Source organism: Ammoniphilus sp. CFH 90114, from assembly GCF_004123195.1.
In the GTDB taxonomy this organism is placed as follows: domain Bacteria; phylum Bacillota; class Bacilli; order Aneurinibacillales; family RAOX-1; genus YIM-78166.
Map to the genome: position 1 here is coordinate 85,914 of NZ_SDLI01000003.1, position 26,123 is coordinate 112,036.

20 protein-coding genes and 1 pseudogene are annotated in these 26,123 nt (G+C 42.0%); 4 read left to right on the top strand and 17 right to left on the bottom strand.

Features of this window, described 5'->3' with window-relative positions; translation table 11 throughout:
• Positions 1–21 precede the first annotated feature (21 nt).
• The gene (locus EIZ39_RS08085) at positions 22–552 is read right to left on the bottom strand and encodes a chromate transporter (protein ID WP_129199330.1); all 531 of its coding nucleotides are present in this window, start codon (positions 550–552) and stop codon (positions 22–24) included.
• Complete coding sequence (locus EIZ39_RS08090; RefSeq protein ID WP_129199332.1) at positions 549–1,139, bottom strand: chromate transporter; 591 nt, start codon at positions 1,137–1,139, stop codon at positions 549–551. The genes EIZ39_RS08085 and EIZ39_RS08090 overlap by 4 nt, the downstream gene beginning before the upstream one ends.
• Positions 1,140–1,327: 188 nt before the next feature.
• Here EIZ39_RS08090 and EIZ39_RS08095 point away from each other — a divergent pair, with 188 nt between their 5' ends.
• A complete protein-coding gene (locus EIZ39_RS08095) occupies positions 1,328–1,693 on the top strand; it encodes a 2Fe-2S iron-sulfur cluster-binding protein (RefSeq protein WP_129199334.1) in 366 nt (121 codons plus the stop codon).
• A gap of 306 nt (positions 1,694–1,999) precedes the next feature.
• Here the strand turns inward: EIZ39_RS08095 and EIZ39_RS08100 are convergent.
• The 12 genes and pseudogenes from EIZ39_RS08100 to EIZ39_RS08155 form a co-directional block, all read right to left on the bottom strand.
• Positions 2,000–3,537 (bottom strand): annotated as a pseudogene (locus EIZ39_RS08100) (solute symporter family protein).
• A 243-nt stretch (positions 3,538–3,780) separates the two neighbouring features.
• The gene (lhgO, locus tag EIZ39_RS08105) at positions 3,781–4,995 is read right to left on the bottom strand and encodes an L-2-hydroxyglutarate oxidase (RefSeq protein WP_129199816.1); all 1,215 of its coding nucleotides are present in this window, start codon (positions 4,993–4,995) and stop codon (positions 3,781–3,783) included.
• A gap of 17 nt (positions 4,996–5,012) precedes the next feature.
• Complete coding sequence (gene glaH, locus EIZ39_RS08110) at positions 5,013–5,951, bottom strand: glutarate dioxygenase GlaH (protein WP_129199336.1); 939 nt, start codon at positions 5,949–5,951, stop codon at positions 5,013–5,015.
• Between the two features lie 321 nt (positions 5,952–6,272).
• Entirely contained in the window at positions 6,273–7,670 is a 1,398-nt protein-coding gene (locus tag EIZ39_RS08115) for an APC family permease (protein WP_129199338.1), read from the bottom strand.
• Between the two features lie 26 nt (positions 7,671–7,696).
• Positions 7,697–9,031 carry a 4-aminobutyrate--2-oxoglutarate transaminase gene (gabT, locus tag EIZ39_RS08120; protein ID WP_129199340.1) on the bottom strand — a complete coding sequence of 445 codons (1,335 nt, stop codon included), beginning with the start codon at positions 9,029–9,031 and terminating at the stop codon, positions 7,697–7,699.
• Positions 9,028–10,695 carry a sigma 54-interacting transcriptional regulator gene (locus tag EIZ39_RS08125; protein ID WP_129199342.1) on the bottom strand — a complete coding sequence of 556 codons (1,668 nt, stop codon included), beginning with the start codon at positions 10,693–10,695 and terminating at the stop codon, positions 9,028–9,030. Before EIZ39_RS08125 ends, gabT begins: the two co-directional genes overlap by 4 nt.
• Positions 10,696–10,992: 297 nt before the next feature.
• Complete coding sequence (locus EIZ39_RS08130; RefSeq protein WP_129199344.1) at positions 10,993–12,558, bottom strand: solute symporter family protein; 1,566 nt, start codon at positions 12,556–12,558, stop codon at positions 10,993–10,995.
• 7 nt (positions 12,559–12,565) lie between these two features.
• The gene (locus EIZ39_RS08135; protein ID WP_129199346.1) at positions 12,566–12,910 is read right to left on the bottom strand and encodes a DUF485 domain-containing protein; all 345 of its coding nucleotides are present in this window, start codon (positions 12,908–12,910) and stop codon (positions 12,566–12,568) included.
• A gap of 157 nt (positions 12,911–13,067) precedes the next feature.
• On the bottom strand, positions 13,068–13,814 hold the full coding sequence (locus EIZ39_RS08140) for a LytR/AlgR family response regulator transcription factor (protein ID WP_129199348.1): 747 nt from the start codon (positions 13,812–13,814) through the stop codon (positions 13,068–13,070).
• 2 nt (positions 13,815–13,816) lie between these two features.
• Entirely contained in the window at positions 13,817–15,574 is a 1,758-nt protein-coding gene (locus EIZ39_RS08145; RefSeq protein ID WP_129199350.1) for a LytS/YhcK type 5TM receptor domain-containing protein, read from the bottom strand.
• Positions 15,575–15,696: 122 nt separating this feature from the next.
• Positions 15,697–17,262, bottom strand: a complete 1,566-nt coding sequence (gene pruA / locus EIZ39_RS08150; protein ID WP_129199351.1) for an L-glutamate gamma-semialdehyde dehydrogenase — start codon at positions 17,260–17,262, stop codon at positions 15,697–15,699.
• Between the two features lie 38 nt (positions 17,263–17,300).
• Positions 17,301–18,491 (bottom strand): ornithine--oxo-acid transaminase, encoded by a 1,191-nt coding sequence (locus tag EIZ39_RS08155; protein ID WP_129199354.1) that lies wholly within the window; start codon positions 18,489–18,491, stop codon positions 17,301–17,303.
• A 215-nt stretch (positions 18,492–18,706) separates the two neighbouring features.
• On the opposite strand from EIZ39_RS08155, the gene EIZ39_RS08160 reads away from it, so the two are divergent.
• Positions 18,707–20,086: a sigma-54 interaction domain-containing protein gene (locus EIZ39_RS08160; protein WP_129199356.1), complete on the top strand. Its 1,380-nt coding sequence runs from the start codon at positions 18,707–18,709 to the stop codon at positions 20,084–20,086.
• Positions 20,087–20,118: 32 nt separating this feature from the next.
• Here EIZ39_RS08160 and EIZ39_RS08165 read toward each other — a convergent pair whose 3' ends face one another.
• Positions 20,119–21,738: a M20/M25/M40 family metallo-hydrolase gene (locus EIZ39_RS08165; RefSeq protein WP_129199358.1), complete on the bottom strand. Its 1,620-nt coding sequence runs from the start codon at positions 21,736–21,738 to the stop codon at positions 20,119–20,121.
• A gap of 126 nt (positions 21,739–21,864) precedes the next feature.
• On the opposite strand from EIZ39_RS08165, the gene EIZ39_RS08170 reads away from it, so the two are divergent.
• Positions 21,865–22,929, top strand: coding sequence for a YheC/YheD family endospore coat-associated protein (locus EIZ39_RS08170; protein WP_129199360.1), 1,065 nt, complete (start codon positions 21,865–21,867; stop codon positions 22,927–22,929).
• A 7-nt stretch (positions 22,930–22,936) separates the two neighbouring features.
• Here the strand turns inward: EIZ39_RS08170 and EIZ39_RS08175 are convergent, their stop codons facing one another.
• Positions 22,937–23,638 (bottom strand): glycerophosphodiester phosphodiesterase, encoded by a 702-nt coding sequence (locus EIZ39_RS08175; protein ID WP_129199362.1) that lies wholly within the window; start codon positions 23,636–23,638, stop codon positions 22,937–22,939.
• Positions 23,639–23,713: 75 nt separating this feature from the next.
• Between EIZ39_RS08175 and EIZ39_RS08180 the strand changes: the two genes are divergently transcribed.
• On the top strand, positions 23,714–25,594 hold the full coding sequence (locus EIZ39_RS08180) for a transglycosylase domain-containing protein (protein WP_240675742.1): 1,881 nt from the start codon (positions 23,714–23,716) through the stop codon (positions 25,592–25,594).
• Between the two features lie 34 nt (positions 25,595–25,628).
• On the opposite strand, the gene EIZ39_RS27705 is transcribed toward EIZ39_RS08180, so the two are convergent.
• Positions 25,629–26,102, bottom strand: a complete 474-nt coding sequence (locus tag EIZ39_RS27705) for a DUF5366 family protein (RefSeq protein WP_368666308.1) — start codon at positions 26,100–26,102, stop codon at positions 25,629–25,631.
• Between the last annotated feature and the right edge of the window lie 21 nt (positions 26,103–26,123).

Genomic DNA, 26,123 nt, shown 5'->3' on the forward strand with positions numbered 1-26,123 from the left:
TCCTTCTTTTTTTTTTGTATATTACCCCAACACAATCCCCCCGTAAGCGAGGGTCCCTACAATGACCAGTGCAGGGTGCACCTTCCACTTTTCCATTAACAAGAAACTGACTGCAATAAGTATAATTGTATGCCAAATTCCGGCCTTCATATAACCATTAATGACAAATTGATAACCTATAAGTCCTAGCATAACACCAATCGTTGGTCTGATTAAAGCCGTCATTTTCTTCACTCTAGGCGAGTCCTTATACTTATAGAGAATTCCCATTAATGCCATCATGGCAATTAAAGAAGGAGCAACTGTGGCTAGCAAGGCGATAATAGCCCCCGTTACTCCACCAACCTGATATCCAATAAATCCAGCCATTTTCGTTGCGATCGGTCCAGGAAGCGCATTACCTAAGGCCAACATATTACCAAATTCCTCAATCGTCAACCAGCCATAGCGATCAACTACCTCATATTGAATCAGAGGAATAGTAGCAGGTCCACCGCCGTATCCAACGATCCCGGGTATAAAAAAGGCTAAAAATATTTCCCAAAAAATCATTTGTTAGCTGCCTCCTTCTGCTCAGGCTGCTGTTCCACCTGTTGTTTATTCTTTCTACCCCAAAGGAGAGCATAAGCTAATAAAACCCCAATGATTAAAGCAGGATGAATTCCTAATAATTGAAGAGCAATAATACTGGCAGCGACTAGGCTAAGAGTGAGGATACGACCTTCACCCTTCCATGACTTTTTGATAAAATCATAAGCCAACACAAACATCATAACTCCAATAACAGGTTGAATAGCGGTAGTCATCCCCACTACCCAAGACGCATCTTTAATCGAATATAGAGAACCCAGCAACAATCCCATTAGGAGGACTGTAGGCACCACCGTTGCAAGAACAGATATAAGAAGTCCCAAGACTCCTGCCACTCGGTAGCCAATATATCCCGCTAACTTTGTTACAATAGGGCCAGGTAACGTATTGGCTATTGCAAGAATATTGCCAAATTCCTCATCAGACACCCATTTGAACTTATCAACGGCCTCTTTATGAAATAGAGGGATGGAAGAAGGCCCCCCTCCATAGCCCAGCATACCCGCTCGGAAGAAACCGATAAACAATTCCCCATAACTCTTTAGCATCTCTCCACCTCCGTTTAGCAAAAGTAAGTATCCCTCTTAGCTGTTGCTAGAGGGATAGACGAATACTTACCATTTTAACATAGTTTACCAACCAGCTACAGACCCATCTATTATCGATCCATTCTTCCTTCCTTTGTTCCAAGCAGAAATCATGCTATGATGTTAAAAAGCTTACAGGAGGAGTACCAATGAAAAAGAAGTCTTTGTCTGTCGGGTCCTTAAAGCCAGGGAGTAAAGTCAAGTCCCCGGTACCATCACCCACGAACATCAGTATACCTAAGCAACCAGAACAAATGGACCAATCGATTAGAATTTCCCAAGGACAAAGCCACTTTTCCATTACACCTGTCAAACATACGACATTATTATCTGCAGCACTAGAACAAAAGCAAAGTGTTGAGTACAAATGCATGAAGGGCACATGTGGCAAATGCACGGTAAAAGTGCTAGATGGACAGTCCCTTCTATCCGCTCCGAACCAACAGGAAAATAAAAAATTGGATGGGGCCCTCTCTCAAGGCTATCGATTAGCCTGTCAGGCTGTGATTTCATAACGAAGTTACGGCTCTGACTAAGCGGAGATTTTTCCGCTATTTTCTCATTTAAGCAAAAAAGAGCCCTATTAACGGAAATAAGTTCCGTTAATAGGGCTTGAAAGCGCTGTTAGCCCCTCAAAAGTGGAAATAACGGACCTTTTTCCTGCTATTTTTCTGTAATTTCCATGTTCTTATAAAATAAAGGAACTTTTTACTGCTATCGTATTTTGGCTACATTTAATCGTCCGCCACCAGTAGACTATACCCGAAAATGTCTTCCGAAATACCCTACAATGGGTATATTCATTATACAATCCCGCCTGACTAGACGGGATTCTCCTTTTTCTCCAACACAGCCCCTGTATGGGCCCGAAATAGTAACTCATCATACTTATCGGCATGTCCTCGTCTACTTGAGAGTACCGTACCAATATAAGCTCCTAAAAACCCAAGCGGGATGGAAACGATGCCAGGATTTTTTAATGGGAAGATCGCTTCAGCACGAATGAGCCCAGAACTTGGATCCATAACATTAGGACTAATCATGACAAGAACGACAGAGGCTATGAGACCAGTCAAGATCCCTGATATCGCCCCGACAGGATTGAATCTTCTCCAAAAAAGAGTCAACAGGATTAAGGGAAGATTGGCTGAAGCAGCAACAGCAAAAGCCAAGGATACGAGGAAAGCGACGTTCCAGTTTTGTACGGCAATGGCCAAGAATATAGAAATAATTCCTACGGCAGCAGCAGAGCACTTGGCCACCACCATTTGCTCTTCTTCTGAAGCTTGTCCTTTACGTACGATCGTACTATAAAAATCATGAGCAAAAGCAGACGATGCCGACAAGCCCAATCCTGTAACGACGGCCAGAATGGTTGAGAAAGCTACGGCTGAGATAAAAGCCATTAAAAAATCTCCGCCTAAAGCATGAGCTAGAAGGGGTACGGCTAAATTCCCTCCTTGCATCTTCTCCCAAGGAACAAACGAGGCAGCACCAAATCCTAAAAAGATGGTCATCAAGTAGAAAAATCCAATTATCCAAGTTGCTGTAACTAGGGAATGTCTTGTTGCAATGGCATCTTTAACCGTGAAAAACCTTGTAATGATATGTGGAAGTCCGGCTGTCCCCAGTATAAGAGCTAAATGAAAAGAGATGGTCTCAAGAGGATTCTTCAATTCATTCCCCGGTAAGAGAAATCCCTCTCCTAAGGGAGTTGCTGTGGTCACGTGATGAAACATCTTAAACATATTCCAATCAAAGCGTGATAAGACAATTAAGCTGATAATAATGGTTCCAGATAACAATAAAATAGTCTTAATGATTTGAACCCACGAAGTGGCTACCATTCCTCCAAACACAACATAGACAGTCATGAGCGCATACCAACAATAAAAATAGATATAGAGGGGTCCAGATCAAGCAAAAGATGGATTAAGGCACCCGCGCCTACAAGTTGAGCTATCATGTAGAAGATAGAAATGGACATCGTATTCATCGCGATCATCCCGCGAAGCCACTGATGATCAAACCGAACCGCAATAGAATCCGCTAAGGTAAATTTACCTAAATTATGTAAAGGCTCTGCAACAATGAGTAACAATACTAAGTATGAGACCAAAAAACCTATAGCATAGAAAAACCCATCAAACCCATATAGCGCGATCGTACCTGTAATCCCCAGGAACGAAGCAGCGCTCATATAATCTCCAGCAATAGCTAGTCCATTCTGTAAACCTGTTAATCGGTTTCCCGCTACATAGAATTCATTGGTATTGGTCGTTCTCTTTACAGCAGAATACGTTATAGCTAATGTTCCAACCAAGATAGCGAGAAAAAAGATGACCCCGGATATATTCATGGACTCGCCTCCCCAGTGACCTACTCCAAATTTCTTCCATTATATCACTTCTAAGGGTAGCTGAAACGAAAAAAAGGAGGGAATCATCCCTCCAAATGGGTATAGAAGGGGTGTACGCTAAGTACACCTCATGGAGTTAAAAAAGAGTGCTGCTGATAAATCCAAGTTAATCGTCAAACACCCCATGGTTAGCTCAATAGACATGTATTGAGCTAACTAGCGGTAAAGACCCTAAACAGTCACTTAAGATATGGCGTAGAGCTTCTTGTCCGTCATTTCTGGAATCTGTTCAGTAATATACTTTCCAATCTCAATCGATGCTGTAGCTGCTGGAGATGGAGCATTGCAGACATGGATACTGCTCTTTCCAGTTAGGATGTGGAAGTCATCCACGAGAGTACCATCTGACTTCAAGGCTTGCGCACGAACTCCTGCTGGAGCAGTCTCTAAGTCATCCGCCTGAATCTCAGGTATTAACTCTTGAAGACTACGAACAAAGGCCTGCTTGCTGAAGGAACGAATCATTTCTCCAGCTCCCTCTTTCCAGTACTTGGACGCTAGTTTCCAGAAACCAGGATAAGTCATAACTTCCATTAAGTCTTTTATATCGATGTCTGTTTTTGTGTAGCCTTCACGCTTAAAACTAAGTACAGCATTTGGCCCTGCTTCGACATGTCCGCCTACCATCCTCGTATAATGAACGCCAAGGAATGGGAAGGCAGGGTTCGGAACCGGATAGATTAAGTGCTTAACAAGATGTCTCTTATCATGTTTTAATTGATAATACTCCCCGCGGAAAGGAACAATCTTTAAATCAGTGTCTACTCCTGCGGATCTTGTTACTCGGTCGCTATGCAGACCGGCACAGCTTATGAGGAATTTAGAGCGGAACGTCCCTGCACTCGTCTCGATGACAACTTCGCCCTTCGTCTCGTGGATCTTCTGGACTGTAGTATTCAATCGAAGATCGCCGCCATTTTTTTGAATAATGTCAGCGAACGTCTCGCATACCTGCTTATAGTTAACGATACCTGCCATTGGAACAAGAATCGCTCCTAGTCCGTTAACATGCGGTTCTCTTTCTTTTAATTCTTCTTTTCCGATCTTGGAAATATCTAACCCGTTATCTAATCCACGCTGAAACAAGTTATCCATAAGCGGAACTTCTTCTGGTTTCGTAGCCACGATGACCTTGCCGCAGATCTCATGCTCAATTCCATATTCCTTACAGAATTCAACCATAGAGTTGCTGCCCGCACGTGCAAACTTCGCCTTAAAGCTCCCTGGCTTATAATAAATACCAGAGTGTATTACTCCGCTGTTATGACCGGTTTGGTGTTTGGCCCACTGTGACTCTTTTTCAAGAACGAGAATGCGAGCTTTGGGATAGCGTTTAGACAGCGCCATCCCCGTTGATAATCCTACAATCCCGCCCCCAACGATTGCGAAATCATACATCATAAATCCCCCATCTTCTAGGTATTAAAGAACAGTCCGCGTTGACGCATCAGTTCACGGTGCAATTCAGGATGCTTCTCGAAAGCTGCTCGACCGTGCAACCAGAAACGATTGTTCAAAAGAATTAAGTCTCCAACTGGTAGCGGCATAGCCTTTGTAGCAGAACTATTCTCCATGGAGTCAGACATTTCCTTCAAGTACATTGCAAGATCAATCGTCTCAGGGTAAGCAAATTGGTCAATAAAGCAAATGCAAGGCTTGTTATTCTGCCAGTAGAACGTCTCACGATAGATAGTTTCTTGTACGTTCTTACTAGCAGGCGCTTTATAAGGAACTCTAAAGGATGCATACGGATGAGTCGAGAACTTCTCTAACTCTTCCCAATCATCAAGATGAAGCAATCGAGATTCTCCGCCCTTGGCGTTTTGCTCAATCATCTTCATCATTAGCAACCAATCCGTTGGTTCATCAACAAATGTTCCGTCTGTATGAAGGGTGAACAATCTGTAGGCTTGACGCAAGTAGGAGTCGCTGGTATCCGTATCCTTCACGGTAAAACGAGCGTAGAACGTATTCGTCATCGCGTCAAAGTTGGCAATCCCAACAAGATAAGAGAAAGCTGTAGCAAATCGCACATAATCATCTGGGTTGCTTGTTTCACCTTGAACTCCAATTGTAAATCCGCCTGACTCACGATCTTGTAAGATATCTCGAATCGTTTGCTGGAACTGCTCACCAAGCAGCTGCTTCATCTTATTCGCCATCTCAAATCGAGCATACGGAGTATATTCTAAGCGTTGAGGAATAGCATCCACTGTTGATTTCAAGAATTCAGAAATAACTGCTTGATCTAACTTGATATGGTAAAGACGGTGATGCTCTGGATGTGGAATGATTTCATAACCAGCCTGCTTCTGTTCATACTTCATCTTCTTTTCGTTTACCAATGTGCTCATGTTTCATATCCTCCTTATTATCCATCAAAAAATAGGGGCTTGGGGTTGTTTGTAAAACCAAAAAGCCAGCTACATCATTCTAAATAAAGCTAGAATGATATAACTGGCTGTAAATACTTCCCTCTCTGATCTCTCAGAGTCTCGTATTTTTCTCAGTTAATAATTGAAGTTGTGAAGCAGTAGAACTGTAGGCTTTACGGAACTAAGCAGAGCTATCTGCTTAGGCGTTATTAACAATATTTCTACTATACTTATATCATATTATATTAATAACATTCCGTCAACCCTTTTTTTTGTTCAACAATGACTTCGTTACATCCTCTAAGAAACTTGTATGCTCTTTACTTTCTCTTCTGAGTAATCATATTCCTCATGAGGAGTTTTAATTAAGTAGTAAGCACCAAGTGCCCACCATCCTCCAAAGATGATCCACTCGTATGGCCATACCAACGCAGCTGGCATTCCAGGCATATAAAGAACAGCTAACCCAATACTTAAAATCACCGCAATATAGCCTACTGCACTGTTATTCCCCGCACGGAATGGACGAGGCATCTGGGGTTCACGCTTCCTTAAGATGATGAAAGAAATACCAACAAGTAAATAAGAAATAACGATCGCAAGACCACCTGCATCAACTAACCAAACTAGCATCTTTCTTCCACAAAGTGGAGCTAACACAGAAAGTACTCCAATGAAAAGAATGGCGTTCGATGGCGTTTTATATTTTGGATGAAGCTCACCTAACCAGCTTGGAAGCATGTGTGATTTAGCCATCGCGTATATAACTCGGCTTCCTCCGATCAAGAAAGAGTTCCAACTTGTTAAAATTCCTCCAACACCTGCAATTATCAGAATTTGAGTTGCAACTGGACTAGAGAAGATTGCTCCCATTGCATCGGCCGTAGCTAGACTAGAATCTGCTAATTGCCCCTGACCTAATCCTTTACCCACTCCGAATATCATCCCAATATACCAAACTACAGCCATAATAACTGAGATAATTAGGACACTTCCAATTTGTTTATGAGGAAGATTAATCTCCTCAGCTGCTTGTGGAATAACGTCAAATCCCACGAACATAAAGGGAATCATGACAAGAACCGCCATAAATCCAGTCCAACCATTAATAAAAGAAGGGATTGCATCAGATGGAGTTGGTGTGATGGCGGCACCACCTACTAAACTTAATCCAACCAAAGCAAGGAGAACGGTTACAATAAATTGGAATTTCGCTGCTTGTTTTAATCCAAAATAGTTAAGAGCCGTAATAATAATGGCACCAATCATTCCGACAGCTACCCAGGAAGCATAAACATCCCATCCTGCAACAGTCCACATAAAGCCCACTTTATAGTTAGGGAAGATATACTCAATAACCGTTGGCAGAGCTACCGCTTCGAATGCTACCACTGAAATATATCCTAGTGAAATCGACCAAGAAACGACGAAAGACCATTTGGAGCCAAGAGCACGATGTGTCCATGCGTGCTCTCCTCCAGCCTTTGGCATAGCAGAAGTTAATTCAGAGTAAGTCAATCCTACAAAGGTAACAATAATTCCACCGACTAAGAAAGCAAGAATGGCACCTAATAACCCTGCAGATGTTAACCAGTCTCCAGTTAATACAACCCATCCCCAACCAATCATGGCACCGAAGGATAAACATAAAACATCAAAGCGAGAAAGTACTCTTTCGAATTTAACGTTATTCTTCATTGACTTACCCCTTTTCCTGTATTTTTTTATGTTTTGTTATTGACTACTTTAGCAATCGTCTCTTCAAGGATTTGAAGACCTTCATCTAGCTGATGATCTGTAATCACAAGAGGCGGCAAGAAACGAAGGACGTTCCCATACATTCCAGCGCTTAGACTAAACAATCCATTCTTCCAAGATTCGCTTACAATTTGTGCTGTTTCCTCTTTCGCAGGTTCCTTCGTTTGACGATCCTTAACTAGTTCCATTGCACACATAGCACCTAATCCGCGCACATCCCCAATGATCGGGTATTTCTCCTGCATCTCTAGGAATTTATTTGTCATTTTTTCACCAATGACTCGTGCACGCTCTACTAATCTTTCTTCTTCCAAGACTTCCAACACAGCAAGACCCGCCGCACAAGAAACTGGACTTCCACTGAATGTTCCACCTAACTGACCAAAATCCGGTGCATCCATCATATTAGCACGTCCTGTTATCGCACTAAGCGGTAATCCTGCAGCAATCGATTTAGAAAGGGTCATTAAATCTGGAGCAACACCAAAGTGTTCAATAGCAAACATCTTTCCTGTACGCCCAAATCCCGTCTGAATCTCATCAGCGATAAATAGAATATCATTTTGCTCGCAAATCTCTTTTAAACCCTGAACAAATGCACGGGATGGAACCACGAATCCACCTTCACCTTGTACCGGCTCGAGAATGACAGCACCCACTTCATCTGCAGAAGCTTCCTTCACGAAGAAATCCTTAAGTTGACTTAGAATCATTTCATCTAATTGCTCAGGACTCATCTGGTGAGGAGCACGATAGTAATAAGGATAAGGAAGTTTATATGTGGAAGGTGCAAACGGTCCAAATCCGTCTTTATAAGGCTTCACTTTACTTGTTAAAGACATGGTAAGTAACGTACGTCCATGGTATCCGCGATCAAAAGAGATGACTCCGGGCTTGCCTGTAAATTTACGTGCAATCTTTACCGCATTCTCAACCGCTTCAGCTCCACTATTGGCAAACATCGTCTTCTTCTCAAATTGTCCAGGAGTCAACTCGTTTAACTTTTCTGCCAATTCAATATAGGATTCATAAGGAGCAACGTGAAAACACGTATGAATCGACTTTTGAACTTGCTCGGTAACCGCCTGAACTACTTTTGGGTGGGAATGCCCCACATTTTGAATGCCTATTCCACCAGCAAAATCGATATATCGATTCCCATCGACATCTTTCACAAGGGCTCCTTGAGCGGAATCCACATAAACGGATGTCACGTGGTAAGGTGCTTTAGGAACAGCCTTCATTCTTCTTTCATGAAGCGAATCAGATGTCGCTCTTGTGTTGACTTGTACAGTATTCATACTTTGGTCCCTCCATCTTCTAAGTACTTCTTCATTTTTCTTACTACGGTAGATTGATTTACTTCTAATACTTCTGCACATTTGTACGTATTTTTGTAGGTTTCATAAGCCATCGTAATCATTTTCTTTTCCAACTGCTCTACCGCTTCTTTTAATGGGATTAAGGATTTTACAACAATGCCTTGGTCTGCCGTGTTGTTTTCTAAGAGATAGCTAGGAAGCTCTTCGACTTTTACGATATTCCCATCACAAGTTACCAGAAGGCGTTCGATTAAGTTCTCTAATTCTCGAACATTTCCCGGCCATGCATATTGACACAGCATCGGGTAGATATCCTCATGCAACTGCTTATGCAGCCCATATTTAGAATTAAAAGAAGAGACAAAAAATTGAATAAGAATGGATATATCCTCACTGCGATGACGTAAGGGAGGAATCGTTATAGGCACAACGTTTAACCGATAATAAAAGTCTTCTCTAAACTTTTTTTCTTTCACCAAGCGCGGTAATTCTTGATTCGTTGCAGCAATAATTCGTGTATCTACTTGGATGAGTTCACTTCCCCCAACACGGCGGAAGGTATTATCCTGCAGAAATTGAAGTAACTTCACTTGAGTGCTTAGCGGTAATTCTCCAATCTCATCAAGGAATAACGTCCCTTTATCAGCCAGCTCAATTACGCCTTTTTTCCCTTCCTTGTTTGCCCCTGTAAAGGCTCCCCGTTCATATCCGAACAACTCTGACTCAATTAAGTTTTCTGGAATAGCACCACAATTCACTTCAATTAACTTATTCTTGCTGCGGCTGCTTTCTTGATGGATATATCGGGCCATCATACCCTTTCCTACTCCCGTTTCCCCAACAATCAGGACAGTAGAGTCTACCTGGGCCACTTTAGAAGCGATCTGATAGACTTGATTCATTTCTTTGGAATTGTAAATGACGGGCTTCTGATCGGAAACGATTTGCTTTAATTGATTTAACTCTTCCCGGTACTTATTGAGCAGATCCTCTGTTTCTAGCAATCTACTTTCTAAGGCTTCAATTTCTGAGTACTCACGTGAATTAAATACAATTCGGTAAATCTCTCCCTCATCATCAAAGATAGGGTTTCCAATGACGTAAAGCTTCTTACCTGTCTTAGTCATCTGAATTCCAGAAACCTTCTTCTTCTCTTGTAGAACAAGCGGTGTTAGAGAAGGCGTAAAAACTGCATCATGAGCTAACTCCGATGTTTTTTTTCCGATTAATCTCTCGGCAGGCATTCCATATAACTCTTCACAGCGAGCACTAATCTTTTTTATTGTGCCTTGCCTATCTGTGACTAGAATCTCATCAAATGACTCCCGAATGATCAATTCTAATTCGTTATATTCTATATCTTCTACAACGCTTAGTAACGAAACATCTTGACCCTTCCAGTGAAACGATTTAAGATGCATACGATACCTGTCTATCTTCGTCGGAAGCCGATTCCCATCTCTATTCCATTTTCCTACTATCTCTTGAACGAATAAAGGCAACTGACTAAAATGCTCTAGCTTCTCTGTTTTAAATAGTTGCTTCGCTTGTTGATTATGAAAGATGATCCGGTGGTCAGAATCAAACATAACATATCCTATATCTACCGAATCGAAGAGATGAATTAAATCCTCCCTATCCATTTCCCCACATCCTCTGTATGTGAATCCCCCCTTCGCACACTATAAATGCAATTATCGTGCCAACAGTGGAAACCTTGATTTTACTAGGGAGTACGACGACTGTTAATGCACGCATGCATCATTCATTTACATTTATATAATGCAAATCGAATCGAACAGTCGAAATTAACTATTTTCATTAGACAATGCAAAATAACATCTATATAATGCATTTTAGCATTACAACCAACATTTACTAAAGTGTCTAAAATGTGAAAAGGAACTTACTACTATGACTAGCAGCAAGTTCCTTTTTTATTAATGGTTTGAAACTTTCGCAACCCCATATCCGGTATTAGACTTAACTAAGATCTCATCATATTTCTTATCAACAGCTTTCTTGTCTTCGGCTTTACCAAATGAAAGCACGGTTCCAAGGTATGCTGCTAGAAAACCTAGCGGAATGGAAACTATTCCAGGATTCGCCAAGTTAATTAGTGGTTCACCTACTAAAATCGCTTTTCCTACCTCAGGGCTCCATACATTAGGTCCTAATGCAACAATGAGTAAGGAACTAAACAAACCAACAATCATTCCGGTAACCGCACCGGTTGTATTGAACTTTCTCCAGAAAATCGTGAAGATAATAACAGGGAGATTAGCACTTGCCCCAACAGCAAACGCTAGAGCAACTAAGAAAGCAACATTCAAACTTTGAGCAAAGAGAGCTAAGACAACAGACAGAATTGCTACCCCGATGGAAGCCCAACGTGCCGCAAGCATTTGTTCCTTTTCACTTGCATGCCCACGACGGATGATATGACTATAAAAGTCATGTGCAAAAGCTGATGCAGCTGATAGAACGAGTCCTGCTACTACCGCTAGAATAGTTGCAAAGGCCACGGCAGAAACGAAAGCAAACAAGAAATCTCCACCAAGCGCTTGAGCAAGTAGTGGTGCTGCCATATTACCTGCTTTGTCTGCAGCAAGAATAGCTTCATGTCCAACGAATGCTGCCGCTCCAAACCCTAAGAAGATCGTCATGATATAGAAAACACCAATGATCCATGTAGCTACGACAACGGATTGACGAGCCGTTTTTGCATCTTTTACTGTAAAGAAGCGGATAAGAATGTGCGGTAATCCTGCCGTACCCAGTACAAGAGCCAAGTTAAGAGAAAGAGTTTCAATCGGATCCTTATATTTATTCCCTGGATTTAAAAATGCATCTCCAATAGGTGTTGCTGTTTTCATATGTTCAAACATCGTAGTGAAGCTAAAGCCAAACTTAGCAAACACGATGAGGGAAATGATAAAGGTTCCAACCATCAAGAGGACAGCCTTAATAATCTGTACCCAGCTAGTTGCCGTCATTCCACCTAACACGACATAGATCGTCATAAGCGTACCGACTATAAGAACGGAGGTCGTATAATCAAGACCCAATAACAACTTTATCAGCCCACCAGCCCCCACTAACTGGGCAATCATATAAAATATGGAAATTGAAATGGTGTTTAAGGCGGCTACTCCGCGAATCTTCTTATCATTAAAACGAGCAGCAATCATGTCAGCCATCGTATATTTCCCTAAGTTTCTTAGCGGTTCAGCAACAATGTACAATACGACAAGATAAGCAACGAGAAAACCTATACTATAGAAGAAACCATCGAATCCAACGAGGGCAATCGTCCCAGCAATCCCTAAGAAGGACGCTGCAGACATATAGTCACCAGCGATGGCTAGTCCATTTTGCCAACCGGTTAACCCTCCTCCTGCTGTATAAAAGTCACTCGTAGACTTCGTCTTCTTCGAGGCAAAATACGTAATAACAAGAGTTCCTAGTACAATCAATAAAAAAAGTGAAAAAGCTGTTGCATTCACGTTTTTTTTACCTCCCTTTATTAATATCGTTCATAATATGCTTTACGTCTTCATCGAACTTCTGCGCCTTCTTGGAGTAAAGAATGCAAAGTGTCCATGTCATTACGAACTGAGCAAATGCAAATACCCAAGCCCAAGTTACCGGACCAATGGCAGGTTGATTTAACACCTTGGTGTAAGAGGTCATGAGTGGCAAGCTAAAGTAAAAGAGAAAAAAGAAAATAGACATCGGTAAAATGAAAGCGTTCTTACTTCTCATAAGCTTTTGGAATTGCGATGATTGAACAATTTCCGTGTAATTAACCGACTGCTCCTCCTGATTGTGGACAGATAACTTCTTCGCCTGGCTCATCTTCGTTTCATACCCTCCTTCAAAATTGTAAGCGTTTAATGGTCATTATATAAGCAAATTTCCTAGTATTGTAAAAATTAGCGCGAATGGTTAAATCGAAAGTGCAAATAGCAAAAAGCCAGCCTTAGATGGCTGGTCTGGCAAAAGCAAACGGTCATTATCTTTGCAAGCGTTGTAAGAGCTCTTTAGCCGAGGAACGCGATACCGGAATCTGCGTTCTCTTTCCATCATTAAGCACGAGATTATACGTTCCATTAAACCATGGAATCAATTCTAACACATAGTTCATATTAACTAGGAAACTGCGATGGGTTCGATAAAAAGAATAGGAGTTCAGCTTTTCTTCCATTTGCTGCAACGTCATCTTAGAGGTATATACTTGCGTCTTCGTGTGAATCTCAATTACTCGCTCTTCCCTAGAAGCGTAAAGAATCGTTTCGGGATCGAGAACAATAAGACGCTCTCCATCATCTACTAGAAGCTTGGACACCTTCGTAGAGGCTTGAGCAGAAACGGGTGCATTCTCATGGGCATCCGTTTCCCGGAAACGATTACGGATTCGCTGTAGAGTCTGCTTTAAACGATGGTGATCATACGGCTTCAATAGGTAATCAACTGCGTCCAAATCAAAAGCCTCAACGGCATAATCTTCATGTGCTGTCGAAAACACAATTAACGGGCACTTCTTACGAGAAGACAACATTCGAGCAGCTTGTAAACCCTGCATCTCCGGCATATGAATATCTAAAAAAACAACATCCGGTTCATGCTCCTCTACTAATTTCAATAGCTCTAAGCCATTCGTCGCACTAGGAAGCACTTCAACCTCTTCTTGCTCAAGCAAATACTTTAGTTCCTCACGAGCTAATCTTTCGTCCTCTGCGATCATCGCACGAATTTTCATGGCTAGATCTCTCCCTCTCTATGCGCAGCATAAGGTATCGAAAAGAAAATCCGACATCCCCCGCCCTCTCTATTTTCAAAATTCAATTTGGCATCTGGTCCAAACAGGCTAGTTAAGCGTTGATTCACATTATAAACACCAATTCCGTTCCCTTCTTGGCTTTTCACAGAGGTCTTGCCAATATGTTCAATCACTTCCTCAGCTATCCCTGACCCATTATCCTCCACAACCACTTTAACCTGATTACCTTCTCGCTTCACTTGAATACGAATCTCTCCGCCATTCGGCTTCCCCTTCAAACCATGATGAATACTATTCTCCACTAAGGGCTGGAGGATGACTGGCGGAATAAAAACTTCTTCTAGCTCTTCTTCCATCTCACAATGGATCGCAAATTGGTCCGCAAATCGTATTTTAATAATCTCAATATAGGCTTGCAAGTGACTCATTTCCTGCTTTATGGGGACGAGCTGAGAGGAAACCATCTTTAAATTTAATCTCATATAGGTCCCGAGCTGTACCGTTACATGGCGCGCTAACTGAGGATCTAGTCGGATCAAAGTATTAATAGAATTTAATGTATTGAACATAAAATGCGGATGGATCTGAGCTTGTAGAATGCGAAGCTCTGCATCTTTCATCAGGTTTGCCATGTTTTCAGCAAGTGCTAAATTTAATTGATTGGAAATCAAGGTTCCAAGTCCTCGGGCTAGCGCTTCCTCAACTTTCGTAATTTGCTGTGGACGCTTAAAATATAAAGCAATAATCCCTGTAACCCGGCCCGCTTGGATAATAGGAACTTTAATAGAGGCCCCTAAAGGACACTTAGATTCCCTGCATTGAATTTGATTTCGGTGGTAAGCAATCTGAACCTCTCCCGTCCGAATTGCCGTCCGTGCTAATTCGGTTTGTAGCTCTTCTCCTGGCAAGTGATGGTTAGACCCAATACCAACATGAGCTAAAATATGCTCTGTATCTGTCACGGCCACTGCCGCTGCCTTCAACTCTTTTTTCAATAAATGGGCCGTGGCAAGCGCAGTTTCTGGTTTGAGCCCCTTCTTCAAGTAGGGTAAGGTCAGTTCAGCAATCTTAAGCGCTCTCTGAGTCTCAAATGCAGCAGAGCGTTCTTCCTCATGCAGAGCTACACGAATCATCGTGGTAAAAATGGCAATAGAAACGCTGTTCGTCAGCACCATGGGGATCCCTATCGTATTCACTAATCGGATCGATTCGTCTGGTGGATACGAAAAAATAAGAATGAGACCCATGAGCAATATGGGCGCGAACATTCCAATAAATAAAGCTTTAGAAGCAGTAATCACTCGTTCATGGGAAAAGAACCGGGCAATCCACCCCGCTAATAACCCCGTAATCGGGGCAGATAAGCCATTAGCTAAGGCAGTAAATCCACCCAGACTAAAAAGATGAATGCCTGTAATCAATCCTGCACCCACTCCGACTACCGGACCGCCCAATAACCCCCCAATCACTACTCCAACCAATGCGGAGTGAGCTAGTCCCTCATCCAGCTCTAAGGTAGTGATCCAAAACGAAGAGATCAGTTGGTCCTCCGTCACAATCACACCGGCATAGATACCGGCACTTCCAAATGTCCCAAAGATAATAGAAAAATAGAGAGAAGTACGAAAACTCACTTCTCTGTCTAACAGCTGTCTAAACATAGGAATTCGTGTGAGTATGAATGTTAGAATTAAGAGAATTCCCGTTCGCTCAAATAAAAGCAAGGTTAACTGCTCCAAATTCAGTCCCCCTTACATGGCACTACTATTATTATAACAATTTTTATTTCGAAAAGAGATAAGATTCTAATAGAAAAGAAAAGGGTACCCCTATAAACTCCTTTGGGGTACCCTAATCCTAACTAAATTTTTCTAGACGTTAACTTCGCCTGTGTAAACAATAACAGATAATCGTGACCGCCTGCTTTAGAATCCGTTCCAGACATATTGAACCCTCCGAATGGATGCACCCCAACCAACGCTCCTGTACACTTACGGTTAATATACAAGTTTCCACAGTGCATTGTCTCTAGGGCATAAGCAATTCGATCTTCATCTTGAGAATAGAAGGATCCCGTCAATCCGAATTCCGTGTCATTATACATGTCGATCGCTTCTTTCCAATTCTTAGCTTTCGCTAAGGCAAGAACAGGCCCAAAGATTTCTTCTTGCATAATACGGGCCTTACCACTGACATCAGCAAACACGGTCGGCTGAATGTAGTACCCATTCCCTTCCGCTTTTCCTCCACCAGTGAGCAACCGACCTTCACTTTTACCAATTTCAATATACTCCAAGATTCGATTATAAGCCTGCTTGTCAATAACAGGACCTACTGGGCAATTTTCCTCAGGAAGCCCGTTTTTTAGTGCCTTGGTTCTTTCTACGACTTTTTCTACAAGTTGATCATAAACAGATTCTACGATGATAGCACGAGATCCAGCGGAGCACTTCTGACCTTGGAAACCGAAAGCCGAAGCAACAATACCTTCCGCCGCAACGTCTAAGTCTGTGGTTTCATCCACAACAATGCCGTCTTTTCCACCCATCTCTGCTACAATTCGCTTAATCCAAATTTGTCCTTCTGCTGTTTCAGCAGCTAACTTATTAATACGCAGGCCTACTTCCTTCGAACCTGTAAAGCTAATAAATCGAGTCTTCGGATGAGTAGTGAGATAATCTCCCACCTCTGCCCCACTGCCTGGAATAAAGTTAATGACACCGGCAGGTAAGCCTACTTCTTCCATTAAGGCAACAAACTTATGAGCTATCACCGGTGTTGCAGATGCCGGCTTAAGAAGTACCGTATTACCAGATACCACAGCAGCCGTTGTCATCCCTACACAGATGGCTAATGGGAAATTCCAAGGGGGGATAACTACTCCTACACCTAGAGGAGTGTAGCTTAATTGATTATCCTCTCCAGGTATCTTAACCAGTGGTTGATGGGTGTTTGTTTCGCTTAAACGGATCATTTCTCTTGCGTAGTACTCAATAAAATCTATCGCTTCTGCTGTATCCGCATCGGCTTCTCCCCAGTTTTTCCCTGACTCTAGTACCAATAGAGCCGAGAACTCATGCTTGCGCTGACGCATGAGTTCAGCAGCCTTGAACAAAAACTCCGCCCTTTCCCTAGGAGAAACCTTCTTCCACGTTTCAAACGTTTGTAAGGCTACTTGCATCGCTCTTTCTGCCATTTCCTTCGTAGCCTTACTTACATTCCCGATAACTTGGTCTACATTTCCTGGATTGATAGAGACAATTTTGTCCTCTGTCATGACCTTATCTTTTCCAATATGAAGTGCAATGTCCTTGCCTATCTCTTGCTTCACTTTCGCTAAGGCAGCGAGCATGGCTTGCTTGTTCTCTTCTAAAGAAAAATTAGTAAAGGGCTCGTTTACAAAAGCCGGGATGGTTCTGGTCGTCATATTCTGTTTCTCCTCTCGGTTTCTATATTTTTATATCTTTATACCTCTAGGACTTCCTTAATGCGTGTAATAGCCCAGTCGAGATCGTCTTTTGAAATATTAAGCGGCGGTGCAAAACGAATCGTGGTCTCATGTGTCTCTTTACACAATAAGCCCTTCTCTTTCAGTTGTTCACAATAAGGTCTAGCCTTTTCCTTTAGCTCTACTCCAATGAACAATCCTCTTCCCCGAATTTCTTTTATCATTGGATTTTGAATTTCTTTCAGTTGGTCCATGAAGTATTGACCCATTTCCCTTGAACGGTTTACCAGGTCCTCTTCCTCAAGTACATTCATCGCAGCAATTGCTACGGCACATCCAAGAGGATTACCGCCAAATGTGGAGCCGTGGGAGCCCGGGTTGAATACAGCAAGAATTTCTTCATCGGCAGCTACAGCGGAGATAGGGAACACCCCTCCACCTAATGCTTTCCCCATAATATACATATCAGGCTTAAACTCATCCCAATCACAAGCAAATAGCTTGCCCGTCCGTCCAAAGCCGGTTTGTATTTCATCTGCAATAAAGACGACACGGTTTTCCTTACAAAGCTCATAGGCTTTTTTCAAGAATCCTTCTTGAGGAATGAGGATTCCCGCCTCTCCTTGAATCGGTTCAATAAGGACGGCCGCTGTATTCGGTGTGATCGCTTCCTTCAAGGCATTCAAATCTCCATAAGGAATGATTTTGAATCCTGGAGTGAACGGTCCGAACCCCCGCTTATATTCTTCTTCAGATGAAAAAGAGGTCACGGTAATCGTCCGGCCATGGAAATTTCCTTCAAACACAATAATTTCCGCTTGATTTTCAGGAATCTTCTTTACTTCATAAGCCCAACGACGAACCGCCTTGATGGCAGTCTCTACCGCTTCTGCTCCCGTGTTCATGGGAAGAATCATGTTCTTCCCTGTAAGATTGGAGAGTTGCTCATAAAACTCTCCTAGTCGATCATTATGAAAAGCCCGTGAAGTCAAAGTAACACAATCAGCTTGATCCTTAAGAGCTTGAATAATCTTAGGATGACGGTGTCCCTGGTTTAATGCCGAATAGGCACTAAGCATATCCATGTATCGATTACCTTCGGGATCTTCAACCCATACCCCTTCGGCTTTCGAAATGACAATCGGTAGCGGGTGGTAGTTCCTTGCCCCAAACTGTTCTGTTTTATTAATAATATGAGATGTATTCAAACCGATGTCCTCCTTTTAAAACTGCGCTAGCATATTTTCTTCTTTATACTTTATGCAATTTATATGCCAACTTAAACCTCCCAGAGGAGATAAGTAAATTTCCATATTTATGTGCAGAAAATATTAGCAGTGCAATTTATTTTGGCACGTAGAAGGCAAATTATTTTTGCAGTATGATAAGTACATAAGAGATGGCATGAGAAAGAAGGGAAGGTATGTTAAATCGAGAGCATATCCTAGAAAAAATTTTAGATGAGGTTAACGAAGGGGTTCATGTCGTTGATGAGCGAGGAACTTCCATTTTATACAATCGAAAAATGGAAGAAATTGAAGCAATGAATAAGCATGATGTTTTACACAAGAACATCGCCGAAGTGTTCCACTTTCCAAGCGATCAGGATAGCACACTTTTACAAGCGCTGAATAAAGGGGTATCTTCCCACAATGTGAGACAAACGTATTTTAATGCCAAGGGAAAAGAAATCACAACGATAAATCATACTTTCCCCATTATTCAGGACGGAAAGATTCATGGTGCAATTGAAATTGCTAACGATGTCACGAAAGTAGAGCGACTGATTCGAGAAAATATCCTTGAAAAAGGGGTTATCAAATATACGTTTGACAGTATTATTGGGGAAAGCTCTGCTATAAAAGAAGTTATTCATAATGCAAAAAGAGCAGCGAGAACATCTTCCTCAGTTCTCATTGTGGGGGAAACGGGAACAGGCAAGGAACTATTTGCTCAAAGCATTCATTATGCTAGCATGCGCCAAGCAGCCCCTTTCCTTTCCCAAAACTGCGCTGCCCTTCCGGATACACTAATTGAAGGTCTACTATTCGGAACAATGAAAGGTGCCTTTACCGGAGCTATAGAACGACCAGGCCTCTTTGAGCAGTCTGAAGGGGGGACTCTCTTTCTTGATGAGATGAATTCATTAAGTATTGCTCTTCAAGCGAAGCTACTACATGCTTTGCAAGAAAGAGTCATTCGACGCATAGGGGATACTAGAGACCGCAAAATCGATGTTCGAATTCTAGCAGCAATTAACGAAGATCCCATTGAGGCGATAGCCAAGCATCACATGCGCAAAGATTTATTTTATCGTTTAGGCGTCGTAACGCTATTCGTCCCTCCTCTACGGGAACGTAAAGAAGATATTATCTTGTTAGTTGACCACTTTATTAAGAAATACAATCGACTTTTTCAAATGGAAATCCAAGGTGTGAGTCGAGAGGTTCATCAGTTTTTTATGGATTATGATTGGCCGGGAAATGTTAGAGAGCTCCAGCATATGATTGAAGGAGCCATGAACTTGATTGTTGATGAGCCCTTCATTCAATATAATCATCTACCTATTCATCACTTGCGAAAGAAAGTAAAGATCACGGAAGCGAGTGACCCTTCAGCTAGTATGATGTGGAGCCCTTCCCAAACCCTTAGCAAAGAATTGAAAACACAGGTAGAAGAATTTGAGCGCTTCTATGTAGAGAAAACGTTAAAAGAATTCGGCGGGAATATATCCCAAGCGGCCAAGCAACTGGGGATAAGCCGGCAGAGCTTGCAATATCGGTTACGGAAGTTTAGGGAGTAGTTCATTTCTTTGAACTACTCCGTCCTTATCCCTTACTTCAAAAGCTTCTTAATAGCTACCTCCAGCACGTCTGGTAAGATATCGAAGGCATAATCCTCATCTAGCCTCTCTGTCCACTTATGAGCATCCCGACCTACCGGACCAATATTTAACACAGGTACATCAAATTCCTCCATCTCCTTAAGTGGTAAAGAATAGCCTTGATTCCACAATGGCATGTTGTTTACCAACGGGCTCATTTGATCGACAGGGAACTGAAGTCCTGCATAGCTCAAATCCGAAATTCCGCCAAAGTAGTTTTGCTCCAGCCACTCCAACCCATGGACTACCTTAGCATAATCAACCATATCCTTTACAACCTTTTCAACGAGCGGGTGATTCCTTGAACTGATCGCAGGATAAAAAGGTGGAGCAAAAAAGACGACAATCATCGGTGCCAAGTCCTTACACAGTATAGCTATTTCATCTACTAAGGAGATTGTCGCATCACGATCATCCTTGTCACCTCGTGCTGCGGTAACGGTCTGGATAACCTCTTGGACTTTATTCGTTCCGTATACCTCTGTAGCATACTCCATCAGCTCACTAAAGGTCTTGACCTTTACTTCAACTTCTCCCGGCTTGGATTTCTCCAATCTGGAGAACCGTTCTGATTGCTGCTTGTAGGATTGCTCGATTTGACCAGCGGCTCTCGTGGCGGCCGTAACCAACAGCTCTTGTAACTCAGTCATCGACCTTTCATACAAAAACAGGTTAAACAAAGTAACCGCACGATGGGGAATCTGTACAGAGTATTCTTCCTTTAGATCCATTTGAATAAGATTGGTTGGAGGTGGTGTTACTTCGCCCTCCACTACCTCACAAAATTCTGTATTCAACTCCATTTCACAAGTAACTTGTGAAGCCATTAGGTTTGCATTTAACCCTGAAAAAGGTTCTCCTACATGTGTTTCCTTCCCATAGCATAAGAATCCGGGAAGGATCTTTCCGATGGAGCCAGTGTAGATATATTGATTTAAATCACCCGGATATCTGGCAAACATCGGCTCTGAATTTAATACAACCTGATATTCCAATTCAAATTCCCGCGCTAGTTCCAATAAAGCAGGCACTGCTGCCCTCATACCGACAGAATTGGCTTCCTCATCTGGGACGGCCAATAGTAGAACATTTCCATCCAATTCCCCTAAGGCTGCCTTCTCCAACATAGACATGTGCATAACTAAACCGCACTTCATATCCATCGTACCTCGTCCGAATAGCCAACGCCCCTGTTCCATATCCTTCTGGACTTGCAGAGGCATGTCTTGCTTAGACGAGTAGAAAAGCTCCGTCAGCTCTTGCGCATGAAAAGCCTTCTCTTTCCATGAACCGTAATCTTGAACATCGACCACGTCAAAGTGACTCACCAAAATGACGGTTTTCTTTACCTGTGGATCCCTTTTTACTAGTGCAGTGACCAACTGCCGTCCATCGTCGGTTGGATATAGACGAACATGTCCTTCATTTAATTGGAAATACTCCAACTTGTTAATCTGCTCTACAATATATTTTGGGATCTCCACTTCTGATATTGATCCTGTAACACTGGGGATTTGTACTAGATTTAATAATAGCTCTTTTCGTTGTTCCCTACTTTGCCAACGTTTCATTCTCCGCGCCTCCCATTCCTAGTTAGATTATTATACAACTTTCTGAATTCTACCGCATCCACCTTCCCCAATCTTAAAATCAAGAATATAAGTAGTATAAGACATTCTAACGGTCAGGTGATCCCCTTGGAAAAAAGAGTACTTGGCATTATGGTCCACCAAGTAAACGATCCTCACCGATTTCACCCCCTCGCCTCCATTGCTCTTGAAGAAGGCTTTTCTACCGTCATTGTGTACACCCCTAAGGAAGTAAACTTAACCGATCAATTTATTTTTGGCTATATTTATGAATATGGCAGATGGATCAAGCACACTCGACCCTTTCCTTCTATAAATCATGACATAGGCTATTATCCAGACTTAGAAACCCTTAACTTGGTAAAAAAAATTAAGAATCATCCACACCTCCCCTTTCTTGGATACGGTCTAGGGAACAAGTGGACCATCCAACAGCATTTGCTTCGATCACGCCAGCTATCCCCTTATTTACTACCTACTGCTGCAGCATTGAATTTATCTAGTATTATACCAATGCTAAAAAAACACCAAACCGTGATGCTCAAACCCTTGAATGGAAAAGGCGGAACCGGGATTATTAAACTCTCTATTAAAAATCAAGGTTATTCTCTGGAGGAGAACAACAAAGAAGCAAGGTATGTATCAGAGCAAGAACTCCATCGTATTCTTTCTGAGCTGATTCGCACAGAAAGGTATCTTGTACAAAAATGGATCGACATCCGAGATCATAAAGGTTCTGTCTACGACATACGAGTGCTTATGCAGAAAAACGGTCTTGGAAAGTGGGTATTAACTGGTATGGGGGTCAGACAGGGCAATCAAGAAAAAATCACCTCGAACTTAACAGGGGGCGGTCAGGCTTTTCCTGTTTATCCCTATCTAAAAGAACAGTTTACTGAACCATTAGCGAAGATACTAAACAAGAAAATAGAACAAATTGCTTATCTTATTCCCAGGTACTTGGAAAAAGCATATCGCAAGAGACTTGTTGAACTCGGCCTTGATATAGCCGTAGACCGGAAGGCAAAAATATGGATTATCGAGGTTAATATTAAACCAGGAAGGACTCTCTGGAGAAAGATCTCCGATTGGGAAGCTGATCGAACCAGTCTGCGCAATCCCATTCAATATGCAAAGTATCTGCTGGACAGAATGGAAAAAGGGGCGCCTTAGCGTCCCTTTACTTTATAATTGAAAACATCCTTTCGGGGTAATTAGTGCAAATTTGAATGCTAGGGTGCAAATTCATCACATGCTCGATCATATTCGTTTCATTAACCGTCCAAGCGATCAAGTCTACGTCCTTAGAGATCATCTCTTCGGCAAAAGCACTCGTTAAAAAAGTGTAATCCATAGAAAGAATCGTTGCTCCTGTTTCCTTCAATTGCTCCCATATCATAGTGGGCATGCCGCTCAATATCAGTCCCGTTGGGGGAGGTGAACTAAGTTCCTTCACTTTACGAATAACTAGATGATCAAAGGACGTAAGACACACTTCTTCTTCCATTTGATTGTCTTTTACTACCTCAACTACTCTCTTCTCTATATCAGGATACAAATTACCGGCCGTCTTCAATTCGATATTTACCTTGCACTTCCCTTTGCTCGCATGTAGGACCTCTTCAAGAGTCGGAATCCTCTCCCCCTTCCCTGCATCCAATCGGGACAACTCCTTATACGTATATTGATAAACAAATCCAGTTCCATTTGTTGTACGGTCTAAGGTAAAATCATGTATAACTACAGGAACTCCGTCCTTTGAGAGCTGTACATCAAGCTCTATAGCCTGTATTCGTGGTTCTTGAAAGGCTAATTGGAAAGCAGCCATCGTATTTTCTGGTGCTCTTCCCGACCAACCACGATGAGCCATACAAAGATTCATTGCATCAGTCTCCTCTTTGTTTTGGTGTCTACAAATTATTTTATTACTGTTTCCGAGAAACGAGGGATAAGGAATATGAAGAAAAGCCTCGGTGTTCTTCTCATCATCCTTTGCATATTGTTATACTCAATCCTATTTATGAATATTATCAGGGAAATCCATCTATCACGGCAATTCTCTCACAATCTCAACCAACTCGTTCAACCCGATGAAATCTCTCTTCCTACAAACAGTTTTATGTATGATCGTCTTGGAGCTCTATTTGAAGAGGTGATCTCAGAGCAAAACCGTCGATATATCTCATGGGAGGAGATTCCCTTCCACGTCATTCATGCCTTTATTGCAACAGAAGATCAGTATTTCTTTGACCATAAGGGGTTTGATGTGTCAGGAATTACTCGTTCTTTTATTGTAAACATCAAGAAGGATGAGATAGAACAGGGGGGAAGTACCATAACCCAGCAACTTATACGACATCTGTATCTCAGTAACGAAAAAACAGTGGATCGTAAGTTAAAAGAAGTGCTTCTAGCCTATCAACTTGAAAAAAAATTAACAAAGCAAGAGATACTTGAATTGTATATCAATGCCGTCTTTTTCCACAATGGCCTCTACGGGATCGAGGCAGCTAGCCAGTTTTATTTCAGCCGTCCAACTTCACAGTTAACCTTAGCGGAGATTGCTTTTCTCTGTGCTATTCCGAATAATCCATCCTACTATAACCCGCTGAAGAACTTCACTCACACAGTGGAACGTCAGAAATGGATTCTTCATAGAATGCTGGACATGAAGTTTATTACTTCAACTGAGCTTGAACAGGCTATCCAACAACCTATACAACTAAAAATTGGACAACCCAAACATTTATTTGCCGATTATTCCACCTATGTCTATCATGAGTTTTATGAGCTTATTTCCATTCAGGAGGGATATAAAGAAGCTTTATTGCAGGCTGTTAATGATGAAGAGAAAAAAGTCATTCAAGAACGACTAAATCAGCGTGTACAGGAGCTTCTGCATGAGCAAGGGGTCGTCATACATACAGGTCTTCACCCAGCCGTACAAGAAAAAGCCAAGCAGTTATTGATTCAACATGTACCACAAAAGAAAATTGAAGGGGCCATTGCTGTTATTGACCACGAGAAAAACCAAATCCTAGCCTTAATAGGAGGGAAAGACGTGCAGAGACATGGTTTTAATCGTGTCTTCCAAAGCTATCGACAGCCAGGCTCCTCCATTAAGCCTCTTCTTGTCTATGGACCTTATGTAGAGGCATACAGACCTTCCATTCATTCCATAGTGGCTGCAGAAAATATTTGCATTAATAACTACTGTCCTAAGAATTACGGCGGCCGCCAATATAGGAAAGTTACGCTAGAAACTGCAGTAAAATATTCGCTTAATACAACAGCTGTCAGATTACTAAGGCAAATAGGCCCAGAGAAAGGATTCTCTTATCTAGAGCCCTTTTCCTTTTCTAAAGTAACGGAACAAGATTACCGGCTCCCTGCGGCCCTCGGGGGATTCACCTATGGTATGACTCCATTAGAGTTGACCAATGCCTACACTACGTTTGCCCATCAGGGTCAATACCTCCCAGCCCGTTCCATAACGAAAGTAACGGATCGGCGAGGCAACCTCTTATATGAATGGAAGGAGCAGCCTATTCGTGTTTGGAGTCCACCCGCGAATGAGACAATGCGTACCCTTTTATCTAAGGTCGTCAAAGAAGGAACAGCTAAGACCGCTGATTTTTCTTCTCCTTACATTGGCGGAAAAACAGGCACCACCGATCAAGTTAAGGATCTATGGTTTATTGGTTTGACGGATCGACACACAGCTGGAATCTGGTTAGGAAGTGATAAACCGATCAGCTTAGCCTCAGTAGAGAAATCTCATCCTCATCTTCGGGTGTGGAAGGACTTAATGCAGTATGTTTCCTCGGAATTGAAATAAGGAATGGCGTGTATACAGCCATTCCTTTTTTCTACTAAATTCCTATACTTTTCAACAAACCATTATACAACTTAAGCCCGACATAGAAGACAGTTGAAAAGAACGTAACCCAAAAAAATACATTCATAAAAATTAACCCAATCTTCCTAAAAGGTGTCAATTTTCTCCGCAACTGCTGCAATAAAAAAGCAAAGGCGATGAAGTTCGCAAGAACGTAAAGAAAGAGGAGCACCCAAATCGAATGAACAAAAAAGATGGAAATTATACTATGGATTAAATAAAATATTCCTCCTGAATGCCTAGGCACTGTAGGATGCTTATCCCCTTTAGAAAAGAAATACAAAGAGACCTCCAGCATCATATCAGCAATAAGGCGAACCGCAGAGAACAACATAAAATAAAGCAAGAACAAAGCAAACCAGAGAGCTAACTTAATGTGACTTTCTGAAAAGACATCCATAAAGCTCTTATATATTCCGAAGTTGGACAGTTCCTGCAAAATGTACATCTCTGCATTAATGGAGAAAGC

Coding starts and splice junctions, on each gene's coding strand:
- gabT (WP_129199340.1), bottom strand. CDS start 9,031: ATGAATACTGTACAAGTCAACACAAGAGCGACATCTGATTCGCTTCAT.
- EIZ39_RS08095 (WP_129199334.1), top strand. CDS start 1,328: ATGAAAAAGAAGTCTTTGTCTGTCGGGTCCTTAAAGCCAGGGAGTAAA.
- EIZ39_RS08175 (WP_129199362.1), bottom strand. CDS start 23,638: ATGAATCTTTGTATGGCTCATCGTGGTTGGTCGGGAAGAGCACCAGAA.
- lhgO (WP_129199816.1), bottom strand. CDS start 4,995: ATGTATGATTTCGCAATCGTTGGGGGCGGGATTGTAGGATTATCAACG.
- EIZ39_RS08135 (WP_129199346.1), bottom strand. CDS start 12,910: ATGAGCCAGGCGAAGAAGTTATCTGTCCACAATCAGGAGGAGCAGTCG.
- EIZ39_RS08090 (WP_129199332.1), bottom strand. CDS start 1,139: ATGCTAAAGAGTTATGGGGAATTGTTTATCGGTTTCTTCCGAGCGGGT.
- pruA (WP_129199351.1), bottom strand. CDS start 17,262: ATGACGACCAGAACCATCCCGGCTTTTGTAAACGAGCCCTTTACTAAT.
- glaH (WP_129199336.1), bottom strand. CDS start 5,951: ATGAGCACATTGGTAAACGAAAAGAAGATGAAGTATGAACAGAAGCAG.
- EIZ39_RS08085 (WP_129199330.1), bottom strand. CDS start 552: ATGATTTTTTGGGAAATATTTTTAGCCTTTTTTATACCCGGGATCGTT.
- EIZ39_RS08115 (WP_129199338.1), bottom strand. CDS start 7,670: ATGAAGAATAACGTTAAATTCGAAAGAGTACTTTCTCGCTTTGATGTT.
- EIZ39_RS08140 (WP_129199348.1), bottom strand. CDS start 13,814: ATGAAAATTCGTGCGATGATCGCAGAGGACGAAAGATTAGCTCGTGAG.
- EIZ39_RS08160 (WP_129199356.1), top strand. CDS start 18,707: ATGTTAAATCGAGAGCATATCCTAGAAAAAATTTTAGATGAGGTTAAC.
- EIZ39_RS27705 (WP_368666308.1), bottom strand. CDS start 26,102: ATGTACATTTTGCAGGAACTGTCCAACTTCGGAATATATAAGAGCTTT.
- EIZ39_RS08125 (WP_129199342.1), bottom strand. CDS start 10,695: ATGGATAGGGAGGATTTAATTCATCTCTTCGATTCGGTAGATATAGGA.
- EIZ39_RS08180 (WP_240675742.1), top strand. CDS start 23,714: ATGAAGAAAAGCCTCGGTGTTCTTCTCATCATCCTTTGCATATTGTTA.
- EIZ39_RS08165 (WP_129199358.1), bottom strand. CDS start 21,738: ATGAAACGTTGGCAAAGTAGGGAACAACGAAAAGAGCTATTATTAAAT.